Origin of the sequence: Actinoallomurus sp. NBC_01490, from assembly GCF_036227085.1 — a bacterium.
Lineage (GTDB): Bacteria > Actinomycetota > Actinomycetes > Streptosporangiales > Streptosporangiaceae > Actinoallomurus > Actinoallomurus oryzae.
Genome location: NZ_CP109433.1, coordinates 2,309,114 through 2,333,707, shown reverse-complemented (window position 1 = coordinate 2,333,707; position 24,594 = coordinate 2,309,114). Strand labels below are relative to the sequence as shown.

The following is a 24,594-nucleotide window of genomic DNA, read 5'->3' as shown; positions in this document are numbered from 1 at the left end:
CGGCCGGCCCGTGCCCGCCATGGCTGGGTGCGGGCCGGCCCGGTTCACCATCAGCCCTCCCGTCTCACCGGCAGCGTCGCCAGCCGGTTGATGATCAGTGACGGCAGCCGCTCCAGCGACTCCGCGGGCACCGCGAGCGCGAGGTCGCCGAACCGCCGCAGCAGCGCGTCCAGCGCGATCCGCGTCTCCAACCGCGCCAGCGGAGCACCCAGGCAGTGGTGGACGCCGTGCCCGAACGCCAGATGACCGGCGGCCTCACGGGTCAGGTCGAGCACGCCGGGGTCGGCGAAGCGCGCCGGGTCGCGGTTGACCGCCAGCAGCGCGACGACGATGTTCTCCCCCGCCGGGATGCGCTGCCCGGCCACCTCGATCGGCTCGGCGGTGATGGACGGGATCGGCACCTGCGCCGGGGAGTCGTAGCGCAGCAGCTCCTCGATCGCGGCGGGCAGCCGCTCCGGCTCGGCCCGCAGCAGCGCGAGCTGGGCGGGGTCGGCGAACAGGGCGTTCATCCCGTTGGCGATGAGGTTGACGGTCGTCTCATGGCCGGCGAGCAGGAGGAGGTGGACCATCGAGGTCAGCTCGTCCTCGCTCAGCCGGTCGTCGCCGTCGCGGACCGCGACCAGCGCGGACAGCAGGTCGTCGGCCGGTGCGCGGCGTTTGTCCGCCAGGAGCCCGCGCAGGAACGCCACCATCTCCTCCGAGGCGCGGCGGTAGGCCTCGTACCCGGCGAACCGGCCCGCCAGCAGCGGCCCGGCCCACGCGCGCACGTCCTCCCGCGACCCCGGCGGAACCCCGAGCAGCTCGCAGATCACGGTGATGGCCAGCGGCGCGGCGAACACGGTGATCAGGTCGGCCTCGCCCTTCGCCTCCAGGGTCTCCTCCAGGCCGTCGAGCAGTTCGTCGCAGATCCGCTCGATGCGCGGCGTCAGCGCCTCGACCCGCCGCCGGGTGAAGGCCGCCGAGACCAGGCGCCGCAGCCGGGTGTGCTCGGGCGGGTCGGTGTTCAGCATGTGGGAGTCCAGGGCCGAGCTCAGCTCGGCCGGCAGCTCGTCCCCGTACGGCGAGGTGGACGCGCCCTGTTTGACCACCCGCGGGTCGGTCAGCACGGCCTTCGCCTCGGCGTGGCCGGTCACGACCCAGGCGTCCGCGCCGGTGGCGAGCCTCATGTGGTGCACCGGGCCGGCCGCGGCCAGCTCGGCGAGCGCCCGGTGCCGCGCCCCGTCCGGCACGGCGATGAAAGGGTCGTCAGCGGTCGTCATGTGACGATCCTTCCATGATCTCTTCGGGCCGGGTCAGCGTACGGCCGGGGCCGACTCGCGCCCGCGGCCGCCCCGGCTGAGGAAGTCGGCGAGCGGCAGCGTCGCGGCGCCCACGGTGACGGCGTCCGGGCCGAGCCGGCCCAGCTCGATCGTGGTGCGTTCGAGCGGATGGCGGAGGGCGTACGCGGCGGCCGCCTCGCGGACGGCGGGCAGGGCGTGGCGGCCGAGCATGAGCCCGGCCCACCCGCTGATGATGATCCGCTCGGGGTTGAAGAGGTTCACCAGGTCGGCGATGCCGGCGCCCAGGTACTCGGCGGTCTCCTCCAGCAGCGCGGCGGCCTTGTCGTCCGCCTCGCCCGGGTCGGCGGGCGCCGCGGAGGCGAGGAACGCGGCGAGCGCGGTCTCCTCGTCGGCCTCTCCCGGGTCGCCGCCGATCTCGGCCCAGCGCTCCAGCACGGCCTCGGCGCCGGCGTACGCCTCCAGGCAACCTCGCGCGCCGCAGCGGCACGGGCGCCCGCGCACCTGCAGGGTCGTGTGGCCCCACTCGCCCGCGCTGCTGTGCGCGCCGCCGTACAGGACGCCGTCGGTGATGATGCACGCGCCGACGCCGGAGCCGATCAGCGCGATGACCGCGTGGCGCGCTCCCCGGCCCGCGCCGAACCACATCTCGGCCTGTCCGAGGGTCTTGGCGCCGTTGTCGATGAACAGCGGCACCTCCGGCGGCAGGGCGGCGGCCTCCCGCAGCAGCGACTCGAGCGGCACGCCGTCCCAGTCGACGGTCTGGCCGTGCACGACCGCACCGCCGGGCGAACTGCGGTCGACGATGCCGGGAACGCCCACGCCGACGCCGAGCAGCGACTCGGGCGCGACGTCCGCGTCGCGCAGCACGTCGGCCACCGCGTCGCTGATCAGCCCGACGACCCGGTCGACGTCGTACCCGTGCGCGGCGAGCGGCCTCTCGGCGCGGGCCAGCTCGGTCAGCCCGAGGTCGAAGAGTTCCACGCCCACCCGGGTCTCGCCGACGTCGACGCCGATCAGGTACGCGCTGCGGCGCGCGACGCGCAGCAGAGTGCGGGGACGGCCCCCGTCCGAATCGACCGAGCCCGCCTCCTCCAGCAGCCCGTCGGCGGTCAGCTCCGCGACGACGTTGCTGATCGAACCGGAGCTGAGCCCGGTGGCCGGCGCCAGTTCCTGCCGGCTGAGCGGCCCGTCGAAGTAGAGCTTGCGCAGCACGGCGGAGCGGTTCGTGCGCCGTAGGTCGCGCACCGTCCGTTTCTCCCGATCCCTCATCACGGACATCCTCCCCGATGACGCAACCTACCGCCCCCAAAGTCTTGACGAGGATCTTCTCTCACGTCTTAACTCATAACCTAAATTAACTTCCCCGCCGAAGTTGCCTCCGGAGAGGGCCCACTGACCATGCGCAGGACCCGGATCACCGCTGCGATAGCAGCCATCACCGTCGCCTCCGCCGCCCTGACCGCCTGCGGTGGCGGCACCGCCACCGGAAACGGTGGTAACAAGAATCCCAAGACGCTCACCTACTGGGCGAGCAACCAGGGCAAGAACCTCGACGACGACAAGCAGAAGCTCACCCCCGAGCTGCAGAAGTTCGAGAAGCAGACCGGGATCCACGTCAAGCTCGAGGTGATCGGCTGGCCGGATCTGCTCAACCGCATCCTGACCGCCACCTCCTCAGGCCAGGGCCCCGACGTCCTCAACATCGGCAACACCTGGTCCGCGTCGCTGCAGGCCACGGGCGCGCTGCTGCCCTTCGACGATGGCACGTGGGGCGCCATCGGGGGCAAGCAGCGGTTCGTGGCCTCCGCACTCGGCTCGACCGGCGTCGCCGGCAAGCCTCCGGCCGCCGTGCCGCTCTACTCCCTCGCCTACGGCCTCTACTACAACAAGAAGCTCTTCAAGGACGCCGGCATCGCGAACCCGCCCGCCACGTGGTCCGAGCTGGTCTCCGACGGCAAGAAGCTGACCCACGGCGGGAAGTACGGCCTGGCCGTCGAGGGCGCGAACAACGCCGAGAACATCCACCACGCCTACATCTTCGCCAAGCAGCACGGCGGTGACTTCTTCGACGCCTCGGGCAACCCGACCTTCACCTCTCCCGGTGCGGTCGCGGGCGTCAAGCAGTACGTCGACTTCATGGCCGCCGACAAGATCACCGCGGCGGGCGACGCCGAGTACGCCCAGAACCAGTCGCTGCAGGACTTCGCCACCGGCAAGGCCGCGATGCTGCTCTGGCAGGCCGCGGGCGTCCAGCTCGCGCAGCGCGGCATGAAGGCCGCCGACTGGGGCGTGGCCCCGGTGCCCGTGCAGTCCGGCACCCCCGGCCAGGGCACCCAGGTCGACACGATGGTCGCGGGCATCAATCTCGCCGTCTTCAAGAACACCCAGAACCGCGACGGCGCGCTGAAGTTCGTCAAGTTCATGACGAGCGATGAGGAGCAGAAGATCCTCAACGGCAAGTACGGCTCGATCCCACCGGTGACCTCCGCCCAGTCGGACCCGCAGTTCGCCAACCCCGAGCAGACCGTCCTTCGGCAGGGCCTCGCCAAGAGCGCCGTGGCCCTTCCCCAGGTGGCGAAGGAGTCGCAGTTCGAGGACCTGGTCGGCCCCGCGCTGAAGGACCTGTTCGCCGACGCCGCGGCCGGCCGCCCGGTCACCGACGACTCGGTCCGCAAGCGCCTGGAGAAGGCCCAGCAGCAGATGGCGGGCTGAGGTCGTCCATGGCCGCGACCACGAGCGCGACCGCGCCGGGCCGGAGTGACAGCTCCGGCCCGGCGCGGGGGCGCGAGAAACCCCGGCGGAGCTACTCGATCGGGCGGGGCGCCGTTCCGTACCTGCTCGTCCTGCCCGCCATCGTCATGGAGCTGCTGATCCATCTCGTGCCGATGGTCGTCGGCGTCGTGATGAGCTTCAAGGAGCTCACCCAGTTCTACATTCGTAACTGGGGCGCGGCGCCCGGGGCGGGCTTGAACAACTACCGCGTCGTCGTCGACTTCAACGGCGCGGTCGGCAGTGCCCTGCTGCACTCCTTCCTCATCACCTGCGCGTTCGCCGTGCTCGCCGTCGGGTTCTCCTGGCTGCTCGGGATCACGGGGGCGATCCTGATGCAGGACACCTTCCGCGGGCGGGGTTTCCTCCGCGCGCTGTTCATGACGCCGTACGCGCTGCCGGTCTACGCCTCCGTCATCATCTGGGCGTTCATGCTCCAGCACGACAACGGCCTGGTGAACCACGTGCTGCACGACCAGCTGCACCTGACCGCCAAGCCGGCGTTCTGGCTGATCGGCGACAACAGCTTCATCTCGGTGGTCGTCGTCTCGGTCTGGCGCAACTGGCCGTTCGCGCTACTGGTGATCATGGCCGGCCTGCAGAACATCCCCGACGAGCTGTACGAGGCGTCCGCGATCGACGGCGCCGGCGTCTGGCAGCAGATCCGGCGGATCACCATGCCGTCCCTGCGCCCGATCAACCGCGTGCTCGTCCTGGTGCTGTTCCTGTGGACGTTCAACGACTTCAACGTGCCGTACGTGCTGTTCGGCCAGTCGGCGCCGCCGGCGGGCGACCTGATCTCGGTGCACATCTACCAGGCGTCGTTCCACACCTGGAACTTCGGCTCCGGCTCGGCCATGTCCGTGCTGATGCTGCTCTTCCTGCTCCTGGTGACCGCCGCGTACCTTACCGTCACCTCCCTGAGCAACCGGAGGAGCAATGCCTAGCACGTACCGGTCGCCGACCGCCCGGCCGATGTCGTTCGTGTGGACCCGGCGGATCGTGCTCACCCTCATGGCGATCTTCGCCGCGCTGCCGGTGTACGTCATGATCAGCACGTCGCTGAAGCCGCTGCGGGACGTCACCGAGAAGTTCCGCTGGTTCCCGGGCCACCTCACACTCCGGCCGTACGTCGACATCTGGCACACCGTGCCGCTCGCGCACTACTTCGTGAACTCCACGATCGTCTCCGCGGCGGCGACGGGCCTGTCGGTGCTCATCGCGGTCTTCGCGGCGTACGCGGTGAGCCGCTACCGGTTCAAGGGCAAGCGGATCTTCACGATCACCGTGCTGTCCACCCAGATGTTCCCCGGCATCCTCTTCCTGCTGCCGCTGTTCCTGATCTTCGTCAACATCGGGAACGCCACCGGCATCGCGCTGTACGGCTCGCGGGCCGGGCTGATCATCACCTACCTGACCTTCTCCCTGCCGTTCTCCATCTGGATGCTCGCCGGGTACATGGAGTCGATCCCGCGCGGCCTGGACGAGGCCGCGATGGTCGACGGGTGCGGACCGCTCGGCGCGCTGTTCCGCGTCGTGATCCCGGCCGCCATCCCCGGCATCGTCGCCGTCGCCGTCTACGCCTTCATGACGGCGTGGAGCGAGGTGCTGTTCGCCTCGGTCATGACCAACGACACCACCCGCACGCTCGCCGTGGGCCTCCGCGGCTACTCGACCCAGTACGACGTCTACTGGAACCAGGTCATGGCCGCCTCGCTGGTCGTCAGCGTGCCGGTCGTCGCCGGGTTCCTGCTCCTTCAGCGCTACCTCGTCACCGGCCTCACCGCCGGGGCCGTCAAGTGATCGACACAGAAGGGCAGTCCGTGCACGACCTCACCTCTCTCCCGGCCGACTTCGTCTGGGGCGTGGCCACCGCCGCGTACCAGGTGGAGGGTGCCGTCGCGGAGGACGGCCGATCGCCGTCCATCTGGGACACGTTCTCCCACACCCCCGGCAAGATCGACGGGAACGACAACGGCGACGTCGCCTGTGACCACTACCACCGCTGGCCCGAGGACATCGAGATCATGAAGCGGCTGGGCGTGAACGCCTACCGCTTCTCCGTCGCCTGGCCTCGTGTCGTGCCCGACGGCGACGGCGCCGTCAACCCGGCCGGCCTCGCCTTCTACGACCGGCTCGTCGACGCGCTCCTCGAGGCCGGCATCACGCCCTACCCGACCCTGTACCACTGGGACCTGCCGCAGGTGCTCCAGGACCGCGGCGGCTGGCCGGCCCGCGACACCGCCGAACACTTCGCCGCGTACGCCGCGCACGTCGCCGCCGCGCTCGGCGACCGGGTGACCTCGTGGACGACGCTGAACGAGCCGCTCTGCTCGGCGTGGATCGGCCACCTCGAGGGCACGATGGCGCCCGGCCTGTCGGACATCACGGTCGCGGTGCCCGCCTCGTACCACCTGCTCCTGGGCCACGGCCTGGCCACACAGGCGATCCGCGCGGCCGTGCCGCACGCGGAGGTCGGCATCGTGAACAACCTGGGGTACGCCGAGCCGGCCAGTGACTCCCCGGCCGACGTCGCGGCGGCGCGCCGCGCCGACGGGCACTCGGTCCGGTGGTGGCTCGACCCGGTACACGGACGCGGCTTCCCGGCGGACATGATCGAGGTCTACGGCGTCGACCTGCCCGAACGCCCCGGCGACCTGGAGACCATCGCCGCACCGCTCGACTGGCTCGGGCTCAACTACTACTTCCCCACCACCATCGCCGACGACCCGTCCGGACCACCGCCGTACACGCGCGAGGTCCACCGGCCGGACGTCCGCCGTACCGCGATGGACTGGGAGATCCGCGACGAGGGCCTGGAGCGGCTGCTCATGCGGCTGACCGAGGACTACGGCGCGTCGCGGATCCACGTGACGGAGAACGGCTCGGCCTGGCCCGACGTGGTCGGCCCCGACGGGCAGGTCGACGACCCTGAGCGGATCCGGTACCTGGAGGAACACCTGGCCGCCTGCATCCGCGCGGTACGCCGCGGCGCACCGGTGGCCGGGTACTTCGTCTGGTCGCTGCTGGACAACTTCGAGTGGGCGTACGGGTACGACAAGCGCTTCGGGCTCGTGTACGTCGACTACGAGACGCAGCAGCGGATCATCAAGGGCAGCGGACACCGGTACGGCGATCTCATCCGCACCCACCGCCGCGACAGCGAACGCGCCGCCTGACGCGGCGTTCCAAGGCCACCGTCCCTCCGGGCCCGTTCCGGGGCGGCGTTCCCGCCTGGAGCGCCGTCCTGCCCGGACGGGCCATCCTGCCCGGACGGGCCATCCTGCCCGGACGGGCCGTCCTGCCCGGACGGGCCGTCGGACCTCGGGCCATGCGACCGTCGGACCACCGGGCCTTCGGACCGTCGACCGTGCCGGCCGCCCACCTGGGCGGCTACCTTGAGCGCATGGAGGAGAACCGAGCACGACGGGTCGTTGACGCGCTGCGCGATCGGGGCATCAACGCCCATCTGCTGCGAGCCGGCGTCGGCCAGTACGGCGTACGCGTGTCGCTGCCCGGCGGCCGCGAGGCCGAGTGGGACACCGACGGCACCGCCGGCCTGGAGGCCCAGGTCATGCGCAACGGGATGCTCGTCGGCTTCGTGCCGAAGATCGAGGGTTCGGCGGACTTCACCGAGGAGCAGGTCGTCGACGCCATCGCCCGCACCGACTACGACCAGCCGGTGGCGCGGCAGCGCGACGTCACGCCCCCACCGGCCAAGCCGCTGCCGCGCGAGGGCGGCGTGTTCCGACGCTTCCTCGACGGTTTCCGCTACCGGTAACCGGCCCCGGACCGCTGAGGGCGGCGGGTTACGCGCGTGGCGTCGCCTCGCTCAGTGGTCGGCGTACGGGTCGGGGCCTTCGGCCTTGATCACGTATGTCTTGACGACCTTGTCGTGCAGGGCCTGCTTGCGGGGATCCCACAGGATCCACAGGTCGTCGAGAAACCCGCCGAGCCCGCACGTGACGTAGGTGATGAGGTAGGTGAACAGCACGCGCCACGCGGCCTTGCCGTAGCCGATCGGGCCGCCGTCCTGTGCCCGGACGAGCCGGATGCCCAGGGCGCGCTTGCCGAGCGTCTGTCCCCACTTGCCGTGCTGCCAGGTGAAATAGATGATCGCGATGACCACGGTGATGCCGTCCGCGGCCAGCCGGGGGCCGAGGTGCTTGTTGTCGTACATCGCGCCGACGCCGACGATCGGTGCCGCGACGATCCAGCCGATGGCGGTGAAGACGATCCCGTCGATGATCCCCGCGAACAGGCGGGACCAGCGGCCGGCGAGCTCCCCGGTGATTCCGGGCGGGGGTGCTTGGCCGTACGGCTCGGAGATCGGCGGTGCGGCGGGGTACGGCTCTGCGGGCGGGGGTGGAGGTGGGGGTGCCGCGGAGGTCGCCTCTGGGGCTGGATCGGGTGGCGGAGCGGCACCTTCGGCGCCTGCTCGTTCCTCGGGGTGATCAGGCGATTGCGTCATGTCAGAACGATAGGCCCATCTTTACTGAAATGCTGAAATCGTTGTTGAACCGTTTTGAAATGCCCCTCCGGTCCAGGCCACCGATCGCGCCGGAGTAACGTGCGGCGCGTGAATTCACCCGACCGGCTTCGATGGAACGCCAAGTACGCCGCGCGGACGACGCCGTCCTTTTCCGTCCATCCCCTGGCCGCTCGTGCGCTGGCGCCGCCCCTGCCGGACGGCCCGGTGCTGGATCTGGCGTGCGGGCTCTCGGGCGACCCGCTCTCGGCGGCCGAGGCCGGACGCGCGGTGACCGCGGTGGACGTCTCCGACGTGGCCCTGGAGCGTCTCGACGCGGAGGTACGCCGTAGGGGGCTCGAGGATCGGATCACACTCGTCCACGCCGACCTGCTCGAATGGCGTCCGCCCCCCTCGTCGTACGCGGCGGTGCGCTGCTTCGGCTACTGGGACCGCGAACTCTTCGGCCCGGCCGCCGCTGCGGTGCTTCCGGGCGGTGCGCTCGCATGGGAGGCGTTCACCGAGGACGCCCGGCGGCACCGCCCGCTGCCCGCCGCGTGGTGCCTGGCCCCCGGCGAGCCGGCCTCCCTGCTCCCGGAGGACTTCACCGTGCTCGACGTCACCGATGAACGGGAAAAACGCCGAATCCTGGCGCGCCGTGACCCAGCGCTCTGAAAGATCACTCCCCGCCCGCGATCCGGCCGCACCCGAGTGAGAAAACCTGCCGGCCTTTCCCACCGCGACAGATGTTCCCTCGTGGGAATGTCGGCGGGGGCTGGTGAAATGGGAAGCGTGACAGAACACGACGAAAGGCAAGGACTGTTCTGGGACGTTCTCGCGGGGCGGGTGGCTCCTCCGCCCGCGGCCGAGACACTCGGCTGGCAACTGGTCGCGGTGGACCCGGAACACGGCACGATCGAGGTGGCCTTCGAGGCGAGCGAACGGTTCGTCAACCCGGCGGGCGTGATCCAGGGCGGCTTCCTCGCCGCGATGCTGGACGACACGCTGGGCCCGGCCCTGGTCGCGACCCTGCCGGAGGGCCGGTTCGCGCCAACCCTCGACCTGCACGTCCAGTTCCTACGCCCGGCCCGCCCCGGTCGCCTGACCGGCCACGGCCGCGTCGTCCACCGGGGCAGGGAGGTGTGTTTCCTGTCCGGCGAACTCACCGCACCCGACGGCAAGACGGTCGCCGTCGCCACCGCCACCGCCCGCATCCAGCCCCTCCCCTGACCAACGACCCGCCTTGACGTCTTCGTCGCGCAACGAGTGGCGCCTGTACTGCCTCTCCACCTGACGCCCATCCTGGTGATCGAAACCGTCTACCGCAGGCACACCGACACCACGGTGCTGGCGCCACCTGTGGCGTAGCGCCGCGGTGCCCCGTCGCACGGGCCGAAGCGCATCGCCATGATCTTCTCCTCGCGGCCGACAGTACGCCCGAAGCGGGCCAGGGCCTTTGATCGCGACTTCGGTATCGCTGCTGGTGCCTGCGGCGTCTCCTCGCGACGCCGGCGGTATACCTGGGCGCGCGGATCGGCGGCGATGTGCCGTTCCCCCTGCTCGGTGGTACGGCCGTAGGGCTGGGCCGGGGCGAGCGCTTCGGCGCCGGAGCGGTGGACCTTTTCCGCGTGAGCGGCATCGACGGGCTGGTGTCGACGGCGATCGGTGCGGCGCTTGGCCGCGCGCGAGGCGTCCAGGTCGACCATGGGGCCGTAGTACGGGCTAGTGCCCGCGTTGTTGACCAGGATGTCCACACCGCCGAACTCTTCGACGGCGGCCCCCACACAGGCCCGCGCGGCGTCCTCGTCGCCGACGTGGGCGGCCTTGGGGAGCGCGCCGGCGCCCGGATGCGCGGCCGGGCGCTCCGGCGGGCCATCCAGTGCGGCTTCGCCGACTCGACCCGTACGATCCGGCTGCCCGTGGTGTCCAGGCGCCCCGTCGTGCTCTTGCGGCAGGAGTCGACGGCGATCACTTTCGCCAGCCGGCCCCACCGCACCCACCCCGACCACAACCACCACAACCTCCGCCATCCCCTCACCCACCGCACCCACCCCGACCACAATCACCACAACCTCCGCCATCCCCTCACCCACCGCACCCACCCCGACCACAACCACCACAACGCCCGCCGTCCCCATGTCGTCCGCGGCTTCTATGTCGTCCGCGACGTCTGCGGCGTCCGCTACGAAGCCGCGAGCTCGGGCGCGACCCGGCTCCGACGCCTCGGCGCCGGCCGTCTACACCGGGCATGAGCAGTTCCTCGCGATGATCTGCTCCGACAGCCCGAATCCGCGTGACCCGAGTGCCTACACGACCGCCTCGCGGCTGGCCTACGCCAGGTCGGGGCCCATGGGGCGGGGGCCCGCGTGGATCACGGAGCCCTGCGCGGGATGGCCGCAGGGCAAGGACCGGTATACAGGACCGTGGAACAGGCGCACGGCCAATCCGATCCTTCTTCTCAACAACACCAAGGACCCGGCGACCTCGTATCAGGGAGCGGTCGCGCTGTCGCGCGAGCTGGCCCGTGCCCGCCTCCTGACCGTCGATGGGTACGGCCACACCGTCTTCTCGAATCCCAGCGCCTGCGCCATGGAGTATGAGACCCGCTACCTGCTGACCGGCGCCCTTCCTCCTGCCGGGACCGTCTGCGAGCCGGACGCCAGCCCGTTCCCGGAGGCATCCGAAAAATAAACGCACGGCGGAGCCACAACCGGGCTCCTCGAACCACGGCCGGTCCGCAACCGCACGCCGCTCCGTCCCCGAAAGCACCCGGGGAGAACACGCACACCGCGGACCGGCCGCCCTACCCCACAACGGCTCGGCCACCGGCCGAGCCACGCCACCGGGCTCCACGGACCGCGGCCGGTCCGTGGGTGGTCAGGCATCAGATCGGAGCCACGACTCCAGGCCGTCGAGCAGGCGTTGCAGGCCGAATTCGAAGCCGTCCTCTCGCATCCGCTCCATGTCCGCGCCCTTGTTCTGCGCCCACCACTTCGCGTAGTGCGGGTACTCCCCGGCGATGCGGTCCATGTACGGCTCCAGCTGCCGGACCAGGTCATTCGCGTCCTTGCCGGCCAGAGCGGTCGCCGTGTGCATTGCCACGTCCATGACGGCCGAGCCGAACGCGTGCGACATGAGCAGCGAGCTCGCATAGGCCATATCGAGGTTCGCGAAACCGGCGGCGGTGAGCACCCCGATCAACCGGTCGCTCAGCCGCATCGCCTGGGGGCCGATCGCGGGGTGGATCCCGTACAGGCCGGCCATCCAGGTGTGGCGCAGGATCACCGTCCGTACGCTCCGGACCACGTCGCCGACGGCGGATCGCCAGTCGGCGACGGCCGGATCGGGGAGTTCGACCTGGCCCATGGCCTCATCCAGGGCGAGTTCGAGCAGTTCGTCCTTGTTCGCCACGTACCAGTAGACCGATGTCGCGCCCGCGCCCAGCTTGGCGCCGAGCCGGCGCATGCTCAGGCCGCTCAGCCCCTCGGCGTCGAGCAACTCGATCGCGGCACGCACGATCTGCTCCCGGCTCAGGGTGGGCTGCTCACCCCGGCGTGCCCGTGAGGGGCGCACCCAGACCGAGCTGGTGATCGGGTCGGTGTCGCGTGGCATCGGACGTCCTTCGCACGAGGAACGGCTCCACCGCAGGATAACGCCACTCGCACACTGTTCGATGCAGTAGTACGCTGTGCGATTATCTCGCACAGCGTACGAACGGAGGCTCATGTCCACTCCCCCCGGCACCGCGCCCTCCCCGGAGGCGACGGCACCTCATCCGCAGCGATGGCTGATCCTCGGCGTCCTGTGCCTGAGCCTGCTCGTCGTCGTGATCGACAACACGGTTCTCAACGTCGCGATCCCCTCGCTCATCCGCGACCTGCGCGCGACCAACGCCGACATCCAGTGGGTCCTCGACGCGTACGTGGTGGTCCTCGCCGGCCTCCTCCTCACGGCGGGCGCCCTCTCCGACCGGTACGGCCGGCGCACCGGCCTCGTGATCGGCCTGGTGCTCTTCGGCGGCGCGTCGATCCCGGCGGCCTTCTCCGGCTCCTCCGGCCAGCTCATCGCCTCCCGGGCGCTGATGGGCGCGGGCGCGGCCTTCCTCATGCCGGGCACGCTGTCCATCCTCACGACGGTCTTCGACGACGAGGAGCGTAAGAAGGCCATCGCCATCTGGAGCTCGGTGCTCATGCTGGGCGCGCTCGGCGGCCCGGTCGTCGGCGGCCTGCTGCTGGACCACTTCTGGTGGGGATCGGTGTTCCTGCTGAACGTCCCGATCGCCGCGCTCGGCATCGTCGCGTCCCTGCTGCTCATCCCCGAGAGCCGCGGCCCGGCGGGCCGGCCCGACCTGCTCGGCGCGCTCCTGTCGACCGTCGGCATGACGGCGCTGGTCTGGGGCGTCATCGGCTCGGCGAAGGACGGCTGGTCGTCCGCGCAGACGATCGGCGGCTTCGTCGTCGCGGTCGTCGCGCTGGCGGCGTTCGCCGTCTGGCAGCGCATCACCCGGACGCCGATGCTGCCGCTGGAGCTGTTCCGCGACCGCGACTTCAGCGGCGCCGGCCTGTCCATCGTGCTGCTGTCGTTCTCCTCCGGCGGCCTGATGCTGGCGCTCACCCAGTTCCTGCAGTTCGTGCTGGGATTCAGCCCGATGAAGGCGGGGATCGCGTTCGTCCCGCTGCTGGTGACCGTGATCGTCTTCAACGGCATCGGCGTGGCCGTCGACAAGAGGTTCGGTGCCCGGGCGACGCTGGCCACCGGGCTGGTCCTGCTGGCCGCGGGCTTCGGCCTGCTCTCGCTGCTGTCGCCGGGCGACGGCTACGGGACGCTCGTGATCGCACTCGTCGTCATGGGCGCCGGCAGCGGCACGGCGGGCCCCGCGGCGTACGCGACGCTGCTGGGCGCGCTGCCCAAGGACCGGGCGGGCGTGGGCTCGGCCGTCAACGACACGGTGTCGCAGATCGGCCAGGCGCTGAGCATCGCGGTGCTGGGCAGCGTGCTGACCGCCGCGTACGCGTCCGGCATGCCGGACGGCGTCACCGGCCCGGCGCGCCACTCGATCGGCGAGGCCCTGGCCATCGCGGCCGCCCGAGGGGACTCGGCCCTCGCCTCGACCGCCAAGGGCGCGTTCGTGGACGCCATGACGACGGTCTCCGTCGTGGGCGTGGTCGGCGGCCTGGCCGCGGCGGTGGTCGCCGTCCTGATGCTGCGGGCCCGCCCCCGACGACCGACGCCCGAGCCGGCGACCCCTGAGCCCAGCCACCGGTAGACAGCGGCCTGGCCGCGGCGGTGGTCGCCGTCCCGACGCCGCGGCCCCCCGCCGACCAACGTCCACGCCCGAGCCCGGCCGCGGGGAGACACGCACCCGCCGAGCGGAAACCGCCGAGCGTCGTTCCGGGCGGCCGTTGCCCCGGTGATTCGTCGAGACGCAGCAAGCCCCGATGTGAATGAGCACCCTCGGCCAGGGCCGGGGGTGCTCACACCACGGCGTGCTTCAGACGGTGGCCGACCGACGGGCGGCGGGGATGACCAGCGGGGTGTCGGTCTCCGGGTCGGGGATGACGCGGCACGGCAGGCCGAAGACCTTCTCCACCAGTTCCGCCGTCACGACCGACGAGGGGTCGCCCTCCGCGACCACCTCGCCGTCGCGCATCGCGACCAGGTGCGTCGCGTAGCGGGCCGCGTGGTTCAGGTCGTGGAGCACGGCGACCAGGGTCCGGCCCTCTTCCTGGTGCAGCCGGGCGCACAGGTCGAGGACGTCGATCTGGTGCGCGATGTCGAGGAACGTCGTCGGCTCGTCGAGAAGCAGCAGCGGGGTCTCCTGGGCGAGCGCCATCGCGATCCACACGCGCTGGCGCTGGCCGCCGGACAGCTCGTCGACGTACGCGCCGGCCAGGTCGGCGACGCCCGTCGCCGCCATCGCCTCGCCGACCACCCGCTCGTCCTCGCCCGACCACTGGCGCAACAGGCGCTGGTGCGGGTAGCGGCCGCGGGCGACCAGGTCGGCGACCGTGATGCCGTCCGGCGCGATCGGCGACTGCGGGAGCAGGCCGAGCGTACGGGCGACCGCCCGCGTGGGCAGCGTGTGGATGTCCTGCCCGTCCAGCAGGACGGTGCCCGAGCGCGGCTTCAGCGTGCGCGCCAGGGCGCGCAGCAGGGTGGACTTGCCGCAGGCGTTCGGGCCGACCACCACGGTGAACGACCGGTCGGGCACGGCCACGCTCAGGTCCTCGGCGACCGTACGCCGCTCGTACGCGAGTGTCAGGTCGTCCGCCCGCAGACGTGTCATATCCGGCCCCTCTTTCGCTGAGTGGCGAGCAGCCACAGGAGATAGCCGCCGCCGAGTACGCCGGTCAGCACGCCGACGGGCAGCTGGTGCCCCGGGACGATCCGCTGGCCGGCCAGGTCGGCGCCGGTGAGCAGCGCCGCGCCCATGCACAGGGAGGCGGCGAGGTTCGGGCCCGGGTCGGCGGTGAGCCGGCGGGCGAGCTGGGGGGCGGTCAGCGCGACGAACGAGACCGGGCCGGCCGCGCCCGCGGCGAACGAGGCGAGCAGCACGGCCGCGGCCAGGAGCATCAGCCGCAGCCGTTCGACCCGCACGCCCAGGGCGCACGCCGTCTCGTCGCCCATCTCCAGCATGCGCAGGCCGCGTCCGCCGCCGAGCAGCACCGGCGGCACGGTGACCGCCACCGCGACGAGCACCGGCACCACGTCGTTCCAGCCGCGCCCGTTGAGGCTGCCGGTCAGCCACAGGACGGCGCGCGTGGCGTCCGGGATGTTCGCGCGGGTCAGCAGGTAGCCGTTGACGCCGGTCAGGATGGCCGCGACGCCGATGCCGATGAGCACGAGCCGGTAGCCGTGCACGCCCTGCCGCCAGGAGAGGGCGTGGATCAACGCGCCGGTGACCACGCCGCCTGCCACCGCGCCGCCCATGAGCGCGACGCTGCCGCCGCCGATCATCACGGCCGCCAGCGCGCCCGCCGCCGCGCCCTGGGTGAAGCCCAGCAGGTCGGGGCTGCCCAGCGGGTTGCGCACGAGCGACTGGAACAGGGCGCCGGAGAGACCGAGGGCCGCGCCGGTCAGCAGGGCCGTGAGGACCCGGGGCAGGCGTACCTGCTCCACGATGAACGCGTCGGCGGCCGAACCGTACCCGGCGAGCGTCCGCACCACCGCCGCCGGGCTCATCGGGTAGTCGCCGCTGCCGATCGCGACGACGGCGAACACGAGTGCGGCCAGCACGCAGGCCGCCCCCACCGCGAGGGCGCGTCCCCGTACGCGCACCGACCATCCGCCGGGAGTCCGCAGGATCATGCGCGCGCCCACCGCCCTCGCCGTACGACGTGCAGGAAGAACGGGCCGCCGAGCACCGCGGTGACGATGCCCACCTGCACTTCGCCGGGCCGCGCGAGCACCCGTCCGAGCACGTCCGCGCCGAGCAGGGTCGTGGGCGCGAGCAGCGCGCAGTACGGCAGCAGCAGCCGCAGGTCGGGGCCGACCAGGGCCCGTACGAGGTGCGGCACCATCAGGCCGACGAAGACGATCGGCCCGCAGGCGGCGGTGGCGGCGCCGCACAGCAGGGTCACGGCGACGATGGTGCCCGCCCGCGTGCGTGCCGGACGGGCGCCGAGCGCGTTCGCGGACTCCTCGCCCAGGGCGAGGGCGTTCAGCGGGCGGGCCAGCAGGAGCGCGAGCACGGTCCCGACCGCGACGAAGGGCACGATGCCGGTGACCGTGGAGGGCCGCGCGGAGGCCAGCGAGCCGACCGTCCAGAACCTCATCCGGTCCAGCGAGTCGGTGTCGAGCAGCTGCACCGCGTTGACGTAGGCGTACATCACCGCGTTGACGGCCATACCGGCGAGCGCCAGCCGTACCGGGGTCGCACCGCGCCCGCCGCCGACCGCCCAGACGAGGACCGACACCGCGGCGGCGCCCGCGAAGGCGAACCACACGTAGCCGGTGAAGGAGGTGATGCCGAAGAAGGAGATCGCCGAGACGACGGCGGAGGCCGCGCCCGCGTTGATGCCGAGCAGCCCGGGGTCGGCCAGCGGGTTGCGGGTCAGGGCCTGCGTCAGGCCGCCGGCGAGTCCCAGCGCCGCACCGGCCAGCAGGCCCAGCAGCGTACGGGGGAGCCGGATCTGGCGGACGACGGTGTAGGCCGGCGCGTGAGGGTCGGTCAGCCCGTGCCACACCTCGGACGGGGAGAGTTGCTTGGCGCCGAACGCGAGGCTCAGCACGAGCACGGCCAGCAAGAACAGCGCCGCCGCGAACGGGCCGGCGACACGCGCCGCCCGCGGGCGGACGCCGGCCGGCGCGTCCGGTCGCGGCTCGACGCGCGCCGAGTCGATGACAGGCACGTACCAGCTCCATACGGATCGAGGGGCCCGGCCCTACTGGACAGGGACGACTTAGGTTAGGTTAACCTAAGTCAGCCCTGATGATCAGCCCTCGCATGACCTCGGTGACCGCTCCCTCCTAGTGACGAGAGAAGGCTTCCGCCATGCCCGGAACTCACGACCTGTCCCGCCGCGGCCTGCTGGCCACCGGCGGCGCCGTCGGACTCGGCGCGCTGCTCGCCGCCTGCGGTGGAAACGGCGGCGGCCGGGCCGCGGCCTCCGGCGGCTGGTCGTTCACGGACGACCGCGGCCAGAAGGCCACCACGAAGAGCCGTCCGAAGCGGGTCGTCGCCTACGTCGGCACCGCGGCCGCGCTGCACGACTTCGGCGTCGGCGACCAGCTCGTGGGCGTCTTCGGGCCCACGAAGCTCAAGGACGGCCGCCCCGACCCCATGGCCGGGAGCCTCGACGTGAACAAGGTCACCATCATCGGCAACGCCTACGGCGAGTTCAACATCGAGAAGTACGCGGCGCTCCACCCCGACCTGCTGGTCACCGACATGTTCCAGCCGCCGGACCTGTGGTTCGTCCCGGCCGACAGCAAGAGCAAGATCCTCGCGCTGGCACCGAGCATCGGGTTCACCACCTCGCACGTCAGCCTGCCCCGGCCGCTCCAGCGGCACGAGCAGCTCGCCGCCGCGCTCGGCGCCGACACCAAGGCCGCGGCGGTCACCGCCGCCAAGGCGCGTTTCAACAAGGCCGTGGAGTCCGTACGCGCGGCGGCCAAGGCCAACCCCGGCATCAAGGTGCTGGCGGCGTCCGGCAGCCCCGACCTGTTCTACGCCTCCGACCCCCGCGTGTACGCCGACACCTCCTACTTCAGCAGCCTGGGCGTCGACTTCGTCGTGCCGAACAAGGTCAGCGGCGGCTTCTTCGAGCCCCTGAGCTGGGAGAACGCCGATAAATACCCCGCCGACCTCATCTTCCTCGACGCCCGGACCTCCGCGTCGCAGCCCAAGGAGCTCGCCGCCAAACCGAGCTGGTCGAAGCTGCCGGCGGTCAAGGCCGGCCAGGTCATCCCCTGGGAGAGCGAGCCGCGGTTCAGCTACGCGGCCTGCGCGCCGGCTCTGGAGGCCTTCGCCAAGGCCCTACGCGACGCGAAGAAGGTGAGCTGAGGTGGCACCCACGGCGACGCGCCCGCGTACGGCGCCGTTCCGTTTCTTCGACGTCCACGTCGTCCGCGCCGAGCGCCTCGGCCCCACCATGATGCGGATCACCTTCGGCGGCGGTGGGCTGGCCGGCCTGACGTGCGGCGGACGCGACCAGCGGATCAAGGTGTTCCTCCCCCACCCGCACCAGGAGACGCCCGTCGTACCGACCGGGGACGACGACTGGTACACGCGCTGGCGCGCCATGGACCCCGACGTACGCGCGGTCATGCGTACCTACACGGTGTCCGGGCAGCGGCGCGAGCCGGAGGAGTTCGACGTGGAGTTCGCGCTGCACGGCGACGGGGGCCCGGCCTCCCGCTGGGCGGCCTCGGCGCGGCCCGGCGACCGGGTGGCCGTCCTGGGCCCGACGACCGAGGACAACGGCGGCGTCGACTTCCGCCCGCCGCCGGACACCGGCTGGGTGCTGCTCGCGGGCGACGAGACCGCGCTGCCCGCCCTGACCGGCATCCTGGACGGGCTACCGTCCGGCACGCGCGCCCGCGCGTGGATCGAGGTACCGCACGCCGAGGACATCCGGCGGCTGCCGACCGAGGCCGACGCGGAGATCACCTGGCTCGTCCGCGGGCGGGCCGGATCGGCCGTGGAGGCGATCCGCGCCGCCGCGCTCCCCGCCGGCGTCCCGTACGCCTGGATCGCGGGCGAGGCCGGAGCCGTCCGCGCGCTCCGCCGCCACCTGGTCGGCGAGCGCGGCTTCGACCGCCGCGCGGTCACGTTCACCGGCTACTGGCGCCGGGGCGCGACAGAGGAGGACCTCCTCACGGAGGCCGTGAACGGGAACGCCTCCTGACCCCGATTCCGCCCTGACGAGGGAACGGGAATCTGATCAGCCCTGGTCCCGGCCGGGAGTCTCCCTGGCACGCCTTCTGAGCTCGATTGCCAGCAACACGGCGCCCGCCGCGAACGCTATTACCGCCCAGACGTAATCTCTGAACAGCAGCAGTGCGATCCCGATGATCGGCGAGAAAATTATGTAGATCCAGTTTTTCGTGTTTGCCATGGTCCTTGCCTCCTAGTAATTCCCGATTGGGGCGTGAGTGCACTGACCCGAGGGCGAGCGACCTCCGGACACTCCGGCCGTCTGCGTGTTCAGGTCCGGCGGAGCGAGTCGGCCAAGTACAGCTAGCCGAGTTTCCACTCTCCGATCTGGCCGACGCCCAGGTCCATCGCCCAACGGACCTTGGCGATCGACGCTCCCCGGGGTACCTCGAAGGGGATGTAGCCGGTCTGCGTGCCGCCCGCCGGCACGTTGACCGTGGTGATCAGCGGATGCACGGACAGGCTCAACGCGACCTTGTCCTTGTAGGACCTCCCCTGGGCGTCGACGACGGTCGCGGCGTCCACCGCCGTCTTGAAGGGGTTCACCCCCCGGTCGGTGAACGCGAACCGCACCGCGACGAGGCGGTTGCCGGGAGCCGCACCCGACAGCGGGTCGTCGCCGCCCTTGACCGGGTCGACGAACCTGGTGGCGGCCACTTCGATCTCCGGCGGCCCGAGGTTGGGGTCCGGCTTGTCGGTACCGGTGCCCGACCTCAGTTTGATGGTGGTGCCGAGCGCGGCGTCGATCGTCGTCTTCGTCGGAAGAGGACTCAACGCGGGCTCACTCGACTTTTCCGTGGAACCGTTCCCCGAGCAGGCGGTGAACAGGGCAATAGGCAGGCCGAAACCGGAAAGCGCCCGGAAAAACCTGTAACGGCGATTCACTCGGGAAGAGTAACAGCCGGAAAAATATGATTTCCCGGCCAGTGCACAAAATGGCGAATGCCCGTGCACCTTATGGCGACTCCACCGCGCTCACCGATCCGGCCCGTACAGGCGTTCCCGCAGCTCCGGAGCCACCTCGTCGGCCGCGGCAACGATTTCGCGGGCGAGGGCGAGAGCGTAGTCGCCACCGTCATTCAGACAGGCCTGGACTAGGGCGTCGGCGCCACCCTCTGCCGCGTAGAACAGGATCGTCTCCCGCCACCACGGATCGGACACCACGTCGATCAGCATCTCGCCGCGATCTGAGTTCCGGAGGTGCATTGCCGCCAGGTACTCCTGGACGGAGAGGGCGGCGAACCCGTAGAAGCCGGGCCGGACTTCGCGCAGCAGGCCCGCCCGGAACGTGACCTGCTCGAGAAACACCGCCTCGTCCTCGGCGGGTAGCTCGGCGACGATCTCATCGGCCGCGAGGTCGCGTACCCGTCTCGTCATCATCGTGAACGCCAGATCGCCCAGGCCGTCCTTCATCCGCGCGGGAGGCACCCGTGACGGGATCCCTTTGGCCTCCTCACGCCGCAGAGCCACGTCGACGATCTCGCGGTACAGGTCGAACGAACTATCGGGCAGCGCCCCTCGATACCGATGGACGTTGATGATCATGATGAGATGCAGCGGGTCGGTGGCCAGTCGCAACAACGGGGGGTTCGTTCGCAACCGCCGGAGCAGGTCCTCGCTCGCCTCGCCGGCCAGGGAGATGTCCGGCTCCCCGTGGGCGATCGCGCGGTACCACTTGTGCACGAACTCGGCGATCTGCTCGTCACCGAAGGGCTCCAGCAGCCACGTGTCCGAGCGGGCGATAGGCGCGCTGAAATTGCCCGGTCGCGAGGTGATTATGTACTGGTTTCCCTGATACCACGCGATCTGGCGCTCGATCCAGGTCCTCACCGCCTCGCGCTCTCGGTCGTCCGTCACTTCGTCCAGACCGTCGAGCAGTACCACGCACTGGCCCTCCCCCAGGTGCCGCTCCAGCCAGCCCTCCGGCATGCGCTCGGCCAGGCTGCCCACCGCGTTGCGCAGCAGCGTCGGCAGCCCGTTGTCGATGCCGCTGACGATCTCCGCGACGTGGTCCCGCAGGTAGAGGAACACCGGGATCCGCCGCGTGGTGTTCGCCCGGCAGACCTCCAGGGCGGCGTACTTCAACAGCGTCGTCTTCCCGCTGCCCGTGCTGCCGACGATCGTCAGGGCGGCGGGCCGGCCGGAATGAACACAGTTCGCGAACGACAGCCGTGGCGTCGCGGTCGGGTCAGGAGGGTTTTCGGTGGGGAACGTGTCCACGAAGACGTCCTGAACACGGGGCGAGCGCGACCCGATCGTCGCGAGTCCTCGCTGGTCGACGTAGGTCGCGGACCCGAGAACGTACTCGCGGTACTCCTCGTCGAACCGGCGGTGGCGGCGGGCCTGGCGCCGGGTCAGCCGCGGTGCCGCGTCCTCGGGCGCGGGCGTCGTACGCGGAGCCTCCGGGGCCACGGTCGCGACGGCGGCGTTCCGGGTCAGGCAGAACGGGCCGCCGCGTTCCAAGGAGATCGTGGTGACGTTCTCCGGGACACGTCCGAAAACCTCGCCGACGGTGAGGGCCGGCCGGCCGCCGGGCCTGCCCGCCCGGATGGCGTCGGCGAGCACCCGCGCCACCGACACCTCGCCCGGCGCCCGCACACCGATGATCTCGTACGTGTTCGTCTGGGGAGCGTCGGCGCCCCAGGAGAGCGTGCTGCTCAGGGTCGGCGCGGTACCGGATGCGTGCACGGCGTCGACGATCAGCAGGTTGTTGCGGGCGGCGCTGCCGCGCACCTGGCTGCGGATGTCCTCCAGGCGGACGCCGCGCCGCAGGGCGAACCTGGTGCTGCCCGGCTCGATGAGCAGGATGCCCTCCTCCGGATGGTCGAAGATCTCCCCTTGCACGTACACGATGAGGGTGTCTCCGGCCGACGAGGCGGCATCGGCGATGACGGCGTGGACACGCTGGGCCAGGAGGCCCTCGAGGACCGAGCACCGGTCCGGGCTCAGGCCCACCAGGTCCGGAGCGGTGAGGACGTCCCCGAGCGCCCGTGCGTCGTCGTCGGCGGCGGGCAGTCGGAGGTCGTACCGGTCGAGGACCATGAGGACGGCGTTCGACCGCTCCGGGTCGGGCAGCGCGGGCCGGTCGCCGGTCACCGCGGGCGCCTCGGCGGTGGCCTCCGTCGCATGGGCGGCACCCGTCGCGGAGGCCGGACCCGTGGCCGTGCCGGTCGGCCTGAGCAACCGGAGCGCGTCGCCGCTGACCAGTGCGAACGGGCTGTCGGCCGCAGCGTGGTCGCCCGTGCCGTCCCCGGTGCGGAGTGCGGCGCGGAACGTCTCGGCGGTGTGCCCGGCCCGGCGTTCGATCTCTTCTGAGATCCGTTCGAGCACGTCCGCGGTGTGCCACGCCGCCGACCTCGGCAGGGTGGCGAGCAGGGCTTCGCGCGCCCCGGGCACGAACGCGTACGACTCCCCGCCGGCCGGCCGGAGGAGGCCGCTGAGCAGCACCTCGGCCAGGTGTCCCGGCTGGGAGCCGCCGAGGATCCGATGCTGGATCAACCGCATCACCGGCAGCGCCGGGAACGAGACCGCGACGTGCGCGGCCAGCCGTACGGCCTCCGGCGAGGCGCTCGCCTGGAACCGCCGGACCCGGTCCCGCATCGGCAGGGCGTGCTCGCGCCGTACGGGCTCGGCGCCGCGCCCCGGTCGCCCGCCGACGTACGCCATGGCCGCCGGGCGGGCGCGGTTGTCGCCGGAGACCAGGTGGGCCCAGTCGGCCAGCCACGGCGCCGCGCACTCCAGCACGGGAACGGGCACGGCGCCGGGCCGGACGCCGGGATCGCCGTCGTACGGGGTGAACCGCAGTGCGGTGCCCGGCGCGCAGGGCCGGGCGGCGGCGGCCTGACCGGGCGTGGTGGGGGCGGCGGTGCGGCGCCAGAGGCGCTCGGTGAGGGGCTGGACGATCGCGACCGGCCCGGCGGTGGCCCACAGGCGCAGCGCGCGCCCGGCTCGGCCGTCCCACCAGTGCGGGCCGGAGCAGTCGCTGAGCACGAGGACGACCTGCCGGCCGGAGGGGTCGATCAGCGTCGCGGCGTCCCGCGGCGGCGCGCCCGGAGAAGAGGAGACACCGGCGCCCTTCAGCCAGCAGACGCGCAGGTCGCGAAAGGCGCCCAGCCGGATCAGCATCTCGCGCAGCTCCCGCGCCAGCGGCCGCCACAGCGTCATCGTCGGTCCGGTGTCGACCATGAGGACGAGGCTCAGCCAGCGTTCGGGCGCCGGCGTCATCACCGGCATCCAGCGTCGGCGGTCGGCGATGCGCGCCGCCGTGGCCTCCTCGTCGAGCACCTCTGCGTGTTTCGACGGCACCCGGCGCTTGAGCGGCCGCAGCGCACGCTGGAGCTCCAGCGGATGATCGAGCATGGGCGCGGTCGGCACCAGCACGCCGGCCGCGCCCGAGCCCTCCCCGGCATCGGCCGACGGTCCGTGCAACTCGTGGCGTACGGGCGGCGGCTGCGGCGCCGGTGCCGCGGGCGGGTCGGCCTCGGGCGGAGCCGGTTCCCGGAGAGACGGGTCCGGGGCGGCGTCGCGAGCCCGCGGCGGAGACGGTTCCGAGACCGGTGTCGTGACCTGTGGCTCGCCCATGTGGACGGCCAGCCACAGGATCTCGGCGAGCTCCTGGGCCGTGACCGGCGGTTCCCGCGAGGGCGGCGGGCCCGGGCCGGAGGCCGCCACGGCGCTCAGCACCGTGTGGAGGCGCTCAATCGTCATCGCGGCCGGTCGGGCTGGTGAGGTACGGCATGACCTTGGCGGCCAGGTCGGCGAGGTCGACGCTCCCGGCGCGGGCCGCGTGGTGGCACAGGTAGACGGCGTTGAGAAGCTGGTCGGTGGCCAGCTCGCCCTGGCTCTTGCGGGCGAAGAACTGCTGTACGAGCTGGTCGACCAGTGCGGCCTGGTCCTTCGTCAGGTCGCTGAGATGACCGTTCACGATCGCGGTCAGCTCCGACTCGTCCGGCGGAGGCTTGAGCTGGACGGTGACGCACCGGCGCAGGAAGGCCGGCGGGAACTCGCGCTCCCCGTTGCTGGTCATGATGACGAGCGGGAAGGCCCGGCAGCGCACCGTGCCCTTGGTGATCGTCACCCGCGCGGTGCCGTCGGCCGTCATCACCTCGGCCGTGGGGTCGGCCCGCCGCGCCAGTTCGAGGATCTCGTACTCGCCCTTCTCGAAGATGGTGAGCAGGTCGTTCGGCAGGTCGATGTCGCTCTTGTCGATCTCGTCGATGAGGAGCACGCGGGGACGCTCGTACGGCAGCAGCGCGGTGCCCAGCGGGCCCAGGCGGATGTAGCGGCCGATGTCGTCCTCGATCTCCTCCGGTCTCCGCCGGCGGCCCGCCGCGTACAGCCGGGTCAGCGGGTCGTACTGGTAGAGGCCGTCGCGCAGCGTCACCCGGCTGGTGATCGGCCAGCTGAGGACCGGCCCGAGGCCGAGTTCGTACGCGACGGCGTCGGCGAGTGTGGACTTCCCGGTGCCGGGCGGGCCGGTCACCAGCAGTGGCCGGCGCAGGTACAGCGCGGCGTTGACCTGGTCGATCGCCTCGCCGGTCGGCCGGTACGTCGTCGCCTGGTGCAGGTTCGCCGGGGGCCGGGCGGGCGGGGCCACCGGCGGCCCGCCCTGGAAGTCACGCCACGGCGGCGGGTCCGGAAGGTCCCTGATCCGGTCGTGCGGGACCCGGCCGCCCGTGAAGATCTTCCAATCCGGCATG

Annotated in this window: 24 protein-coding genes; 12 read left to right on the top strand and 12 right to left on the bottom strand. The window is 71.7% G+C overall.

Annotated features, from left to right (window positions below; translation table 11 throughout):
* Positions 1-50: 50 nt before the first annotated feature.
* Positions 51-1,259 carry a cytochrome P450 family protein gene (locus OG417_RS11545; protein ID WP_329253925.1) on the bottom strand — a complete coding sequence of 403 codons (1,209 nt, stop codon included), beginning with the start codon at positions 1,257-1,259 and terminating at the stop codon, positions 51-53.
* Between the two features lie 33 nt (positions 1,260-1,292).
* Complete coding sequence (locus OG417_RS11540) at positions 1,293-2,549, bottom strand: ROK family transcriptional regulator (protein ID WP_329253922.1); 1,257 nt, start codon at positions 2,547-2,549, stop codon at positions 1,293-1,295.
* A gap of 129 nt (positions 2,550-2,678) precedes the next feature.
* Between OG417_RS11540 and OG417_RS11535 the strand changes: the two genes are divergently transcribed.
* The 5 genes from OG417_RS11535 to OG417_RS11515 all read left to right on the top strand — a co-directional run bounded on the left by OG417_RS11535 (position 2,679) and on the right by OG417_RS11515 (position 7,830).
* Positions 2,679-3,992: an ABC transporter substrate-binding protein gene (locus OG417_RS11535; protein WP_329253919.1), complete on the top strand. Its 1,314-nt coding sequence runs from the start codon at positions 2,679-2,681 to the stop codon at positions 3,990-3,992.
* 8 nt (positions 3,993-4,000) lie between these two features.
* Positions 4,001-4,996, top strand: coding sequence for a carbohydrate ABC transporter permease (locus tag OG417_RS11530; protein ID WP_329253916.1), 996 nt, complete (start codon positions 4,001-4,003; stop codon positions 4,994-4,996).
* Positions 4,989-5,852 (top strand): carbohydrate ABC transporter permease, encoded by an 864-nt coding sequence (locus tag OG417_RS11525; RefSeq protein ID WP_329253913.1) that lies wholly within the window; start codon positions 4,989-4,991, stop codon positions 5,850-5,852. Before OG417_RS11530 ends, OG417_RS11525 begins: the two co-directional genes overlap by 8 nt.
* Positions 5,849-7,228, top strand: a complete 1,380-nt coding sequence (locus OG417_RS11520; protein WP_329253910.1) for a GH1 family beta-glucosidase — start codon at positions 5,849-5,851, stop codon at positions 7,226-7,228. The genes OG417_RS11525 and OG417_RS11520 overlap by 4 nt, the downstream gene beginning before the upstream one ends.
* Before the next feature lie 227 nt (positions 7,229-7,455).
* A complete protein-coding gene (locus OG417_RS11515; protein WP_329253907.1) occupies positions 7,456-7,830 on the top strand; it encodes a hypothetical protein in 375 nt (124 codons plus the stop codon).
* Positions 7,831-7,881: 51 nt separating this feature from the next.
* Here the strand turns inward: OG417_RS11515 and OG417_RS11510 are convergent, their stop codons facing one another.
* Positions 7,882-8,520, bottom strand: coding sequence for an RDD family protein (locus OG417_RS11510; RefSeq protein ID WP_329253903.1), 639 nt, complete (start codon positions 8,518-8,520; stop codon positions 7,882-7,884).
* A gap of 108 nt (positions 8,521-8,628) precedes the next feature.
* On the opposite strand from OG417_RS11510, the gene OG417_RS11505 reads away from it, so the two are divergent.
* Together OG417_RS11505 and OG417_RS11500 are read left to right on the top strand one after the other, a co-directional pair.
* Positions 8,629-9,192 carry a class I SAM-dependent methyltransferase gene (locus tag OG417_RS11505; RefSeq protein ID WP_329253899.1) on the top strand — a complete coding sequence of 188 codons (564 nt, stop codon included), beginning with the start codon at positions 8,629-8,631 and terminating at the stop codon, positions 9,190-9,192.
* Between the two features lie 117 nt (positions 9,193-9,309).
* Positions 9,310-9,747 (top strand): PaaI family thioesterase, encoded by a 438-nt coding sequence (locus OG417_RS11500; RefSeq protein WP_329253895.1) that lies wholly within the window; start codon positions 9,310-9,312, stop codon positions 9,745-9,747.
* An 89-nt stretch (positions 9,748-9,836) separates the two neighbouring features.
* Here OG417_RS11500 and OG417_RS11495 read toward each other — a convergent pair whose 3' ends face one another.
* Positions 9,837-10,271 carry a hypothetical protein gene (locus OG417_RS11495; RefSeq protein ID WP_329253892.1) on the bottom strand — a complete coding sequence of 145 codons (435 nt, stop codon included), beginning with the start codon at positions 10,269-10,271 and terminating at the stop codon, positions 9,837-9,839.
* Positions 10,272-10,331: 60 nt separating this feature from the next.
* Between OG417_RS11495 and OG417_RS11490 the strand changes: the two genes are divergently transcribed.
* Positions 10,332-10,769 (top strand): hypothetical protein, encoded by a 438-nt coding sequence (locus tag OG417_RS11490; RefSeq protein ID WP_329253889.1) that lies wholly within the window; start codon positions 10,332-10,334, stop codon positions 10,767-10,769.
* A 13-nt stretch (positions 10,770-10,782) separates the two neighbouring features.
* On the top strand, positions 10,783-11,208 hold the full coding sequence (locus tag OG417_RS11485) for an alpha/beta hydrolase (RefSeq protein WP_329253886.1): 426 nt from the start codon (positions 10,783-10,785) through the stop codon (positions 11,206-11,208).
* Between the two features lie 186 nt (positions 11,209-11,394).
* On the opposite strand, the gene OG417_RS11480 is transcribed toward OG417_RS11485, so the two are convergent.
* Positions 11,395-12,129: a TetR/AcrR family transcriptional regulator gene (locus OG417_RS11480; protein WP_329253883.1), complete on the bottom strand. Its 735-nt coding sequence runs from the start codon at positions 12,127-12,129 to the stop codon at positions 11,395-11,397.
* Positions 12,130-12,241: 112 nt separating this feature from the next.
* On the opposite strand from OG417_RS11480, the gene OG417_RS11475 reads away from it, so the two are divergent.
* The gene (locus tag OG417_RS11475; protein ID WP_329253881.1) at positions 12,242-13,783 is read left to right on the top strand and encodes an MFS transporter; all 1,542 of its coding nucleotides are present in this window, start codon (positions 12,242-12,244) and stop codon (positions 13,781-13,783) included.
* Between the two features lie 225 nt (positions 13,784-14,008).
* Here OG417_RS11475 and OG417_RS11470 read toward each other — a convergent pair whose 3' ends face one another.
* Genes OG417_RS11470 through OG417_RS11460 form a run of 3 tightly spaced genes read right to left on the bottom strand, consistent with a single transcriptional unit; the run spans position 14,009 to position 16,868 of the window.
* A complete protein-coding gene (locus OG417_RS11470; RefSeq protein ID WP_329253878.1) occupies positions 14,009-14,803 on the bottom strand; it encodes an ABC transporter ATP-binding protein in 795 nt (264 codons plus the stop codon).
* Positions 14,800-15,825, bottom strand: coding sequence for a FecCD family ABC transporter permease (locus OG417_RS11465; protein ID WP_329253874.1), 1,026 nt, complete (start codon positions 15,823-15,825; stop codon positions 14,800-14,802). The genes OG417_RS11470 and OG417_RS11465 overlap by 4 nt, the downstream gene beginning before the upstream one ends.
* The gene (locus tag OG417_RS11460) at positions 15,822-16,868 is read right to left on the bottom strand and encodes a FecCD family ABC transporter permease (RefSeq protein ID WP_329253871.1); all 1,047 of its coding nucleotides are present in this window, start codon (positions 16,866-16,868) and stop codon (positions 15,822-15,824) included. The genes OG417_RS11465 and OG417_RS11460 overlap by 4 nt, the downstream gene beginning before the upstream one ends.
* Before the next feature lie 143 nt (positions 16,869-17,011).
* Here OG417_RS11460 and OG417_RS11455 point away from each other — a divergent pair, with 143 nt between their 5' ends.
* Both OG417_RS11455 and OG417_RS11450 read left to right on the top strand, forming a co-directional pair.
* On the top strand, positions 17,012-18,022 hold the full coding sequence (locus OG417_RS11455) for an ABC transporter substrate-binding protein (protein ID WP_329253868.1): 1,011 nt from the start codon (positions 17,012-17,014) through the stop codon (positions 18,020-18,022).
* Between the two features lies 1 nt (position 18,023).
* Positions 18,024-18,866, top strand: coding sequence for a siderophore-interacting protein (locus OG417_RS11450; protein ID WP_329253865.1), 843 nt, complete (start codon positions 18,024-18,026; stop codon positions 18,864-18,866).
* Positions 18,867-18,902: 36 nt separating this feature from the next.
* On the opposite strand, the gene OG417_RS11445 is transcribed toward OG417_RS11450, so the two are convergent.
* The 4 genes from OG417_RS11445 to OG417_RS11430 form a co-directional block, all read right to left on the bottom strand.
* Positions 18,903-19,076: a hypothetical protein gene (locus tag OG417_RS11445; protein ID WP_329253862.1), complete on the bottom strand. Its 174-nt coding sequence runs from the start codon at positions 19,074-19,076 to the stop codon at positions 18,903-18,905.
* 122 nt (positions 19,077-19,198) lie between these two features.
* Complete coding sequence (locus OG417_RS11440) at positions 19,199-19,669, bottom strand: hypothetical protein (RefSeq protein WP_329253859.1); 471 nt, start codon at positions 19,667-19,669, stop codon at positions 19,199-19,201.
* A 201-nt stretch (positions 19,670-19,870) separates the two neighbouring features.
* Positions 19,871-23,602 carry an SAV_2336 N-terminal domain-related protein gene (locus OG417_RS11435; RefSeq protein WP_329253856.1) on the bottom strand — a complete coding sequence of 1,244 codons (3,732 nt, stop codon included), beginning with the start codon at positions 23,600-23,602 and terminating at the stop codon, positions 19,871-19,873.
* Positions 23,592-24,593 (bottom strand): AAA family ATPase, encoded by a 1,002-nt coding sequence (locus OG417_RS11430; RefSeq protein WP_329253852.1) that lies wholly within the window; start codon positions 24,591-24,593, stop codon positions 23,592-23,594. Before OG417_RS11430 ends, OG417_RS11435 begins: the two co-directional genes overlap by 11 nt.
* Between the last annotated feature and the right edge of the window lies 1 nt (position 24,594).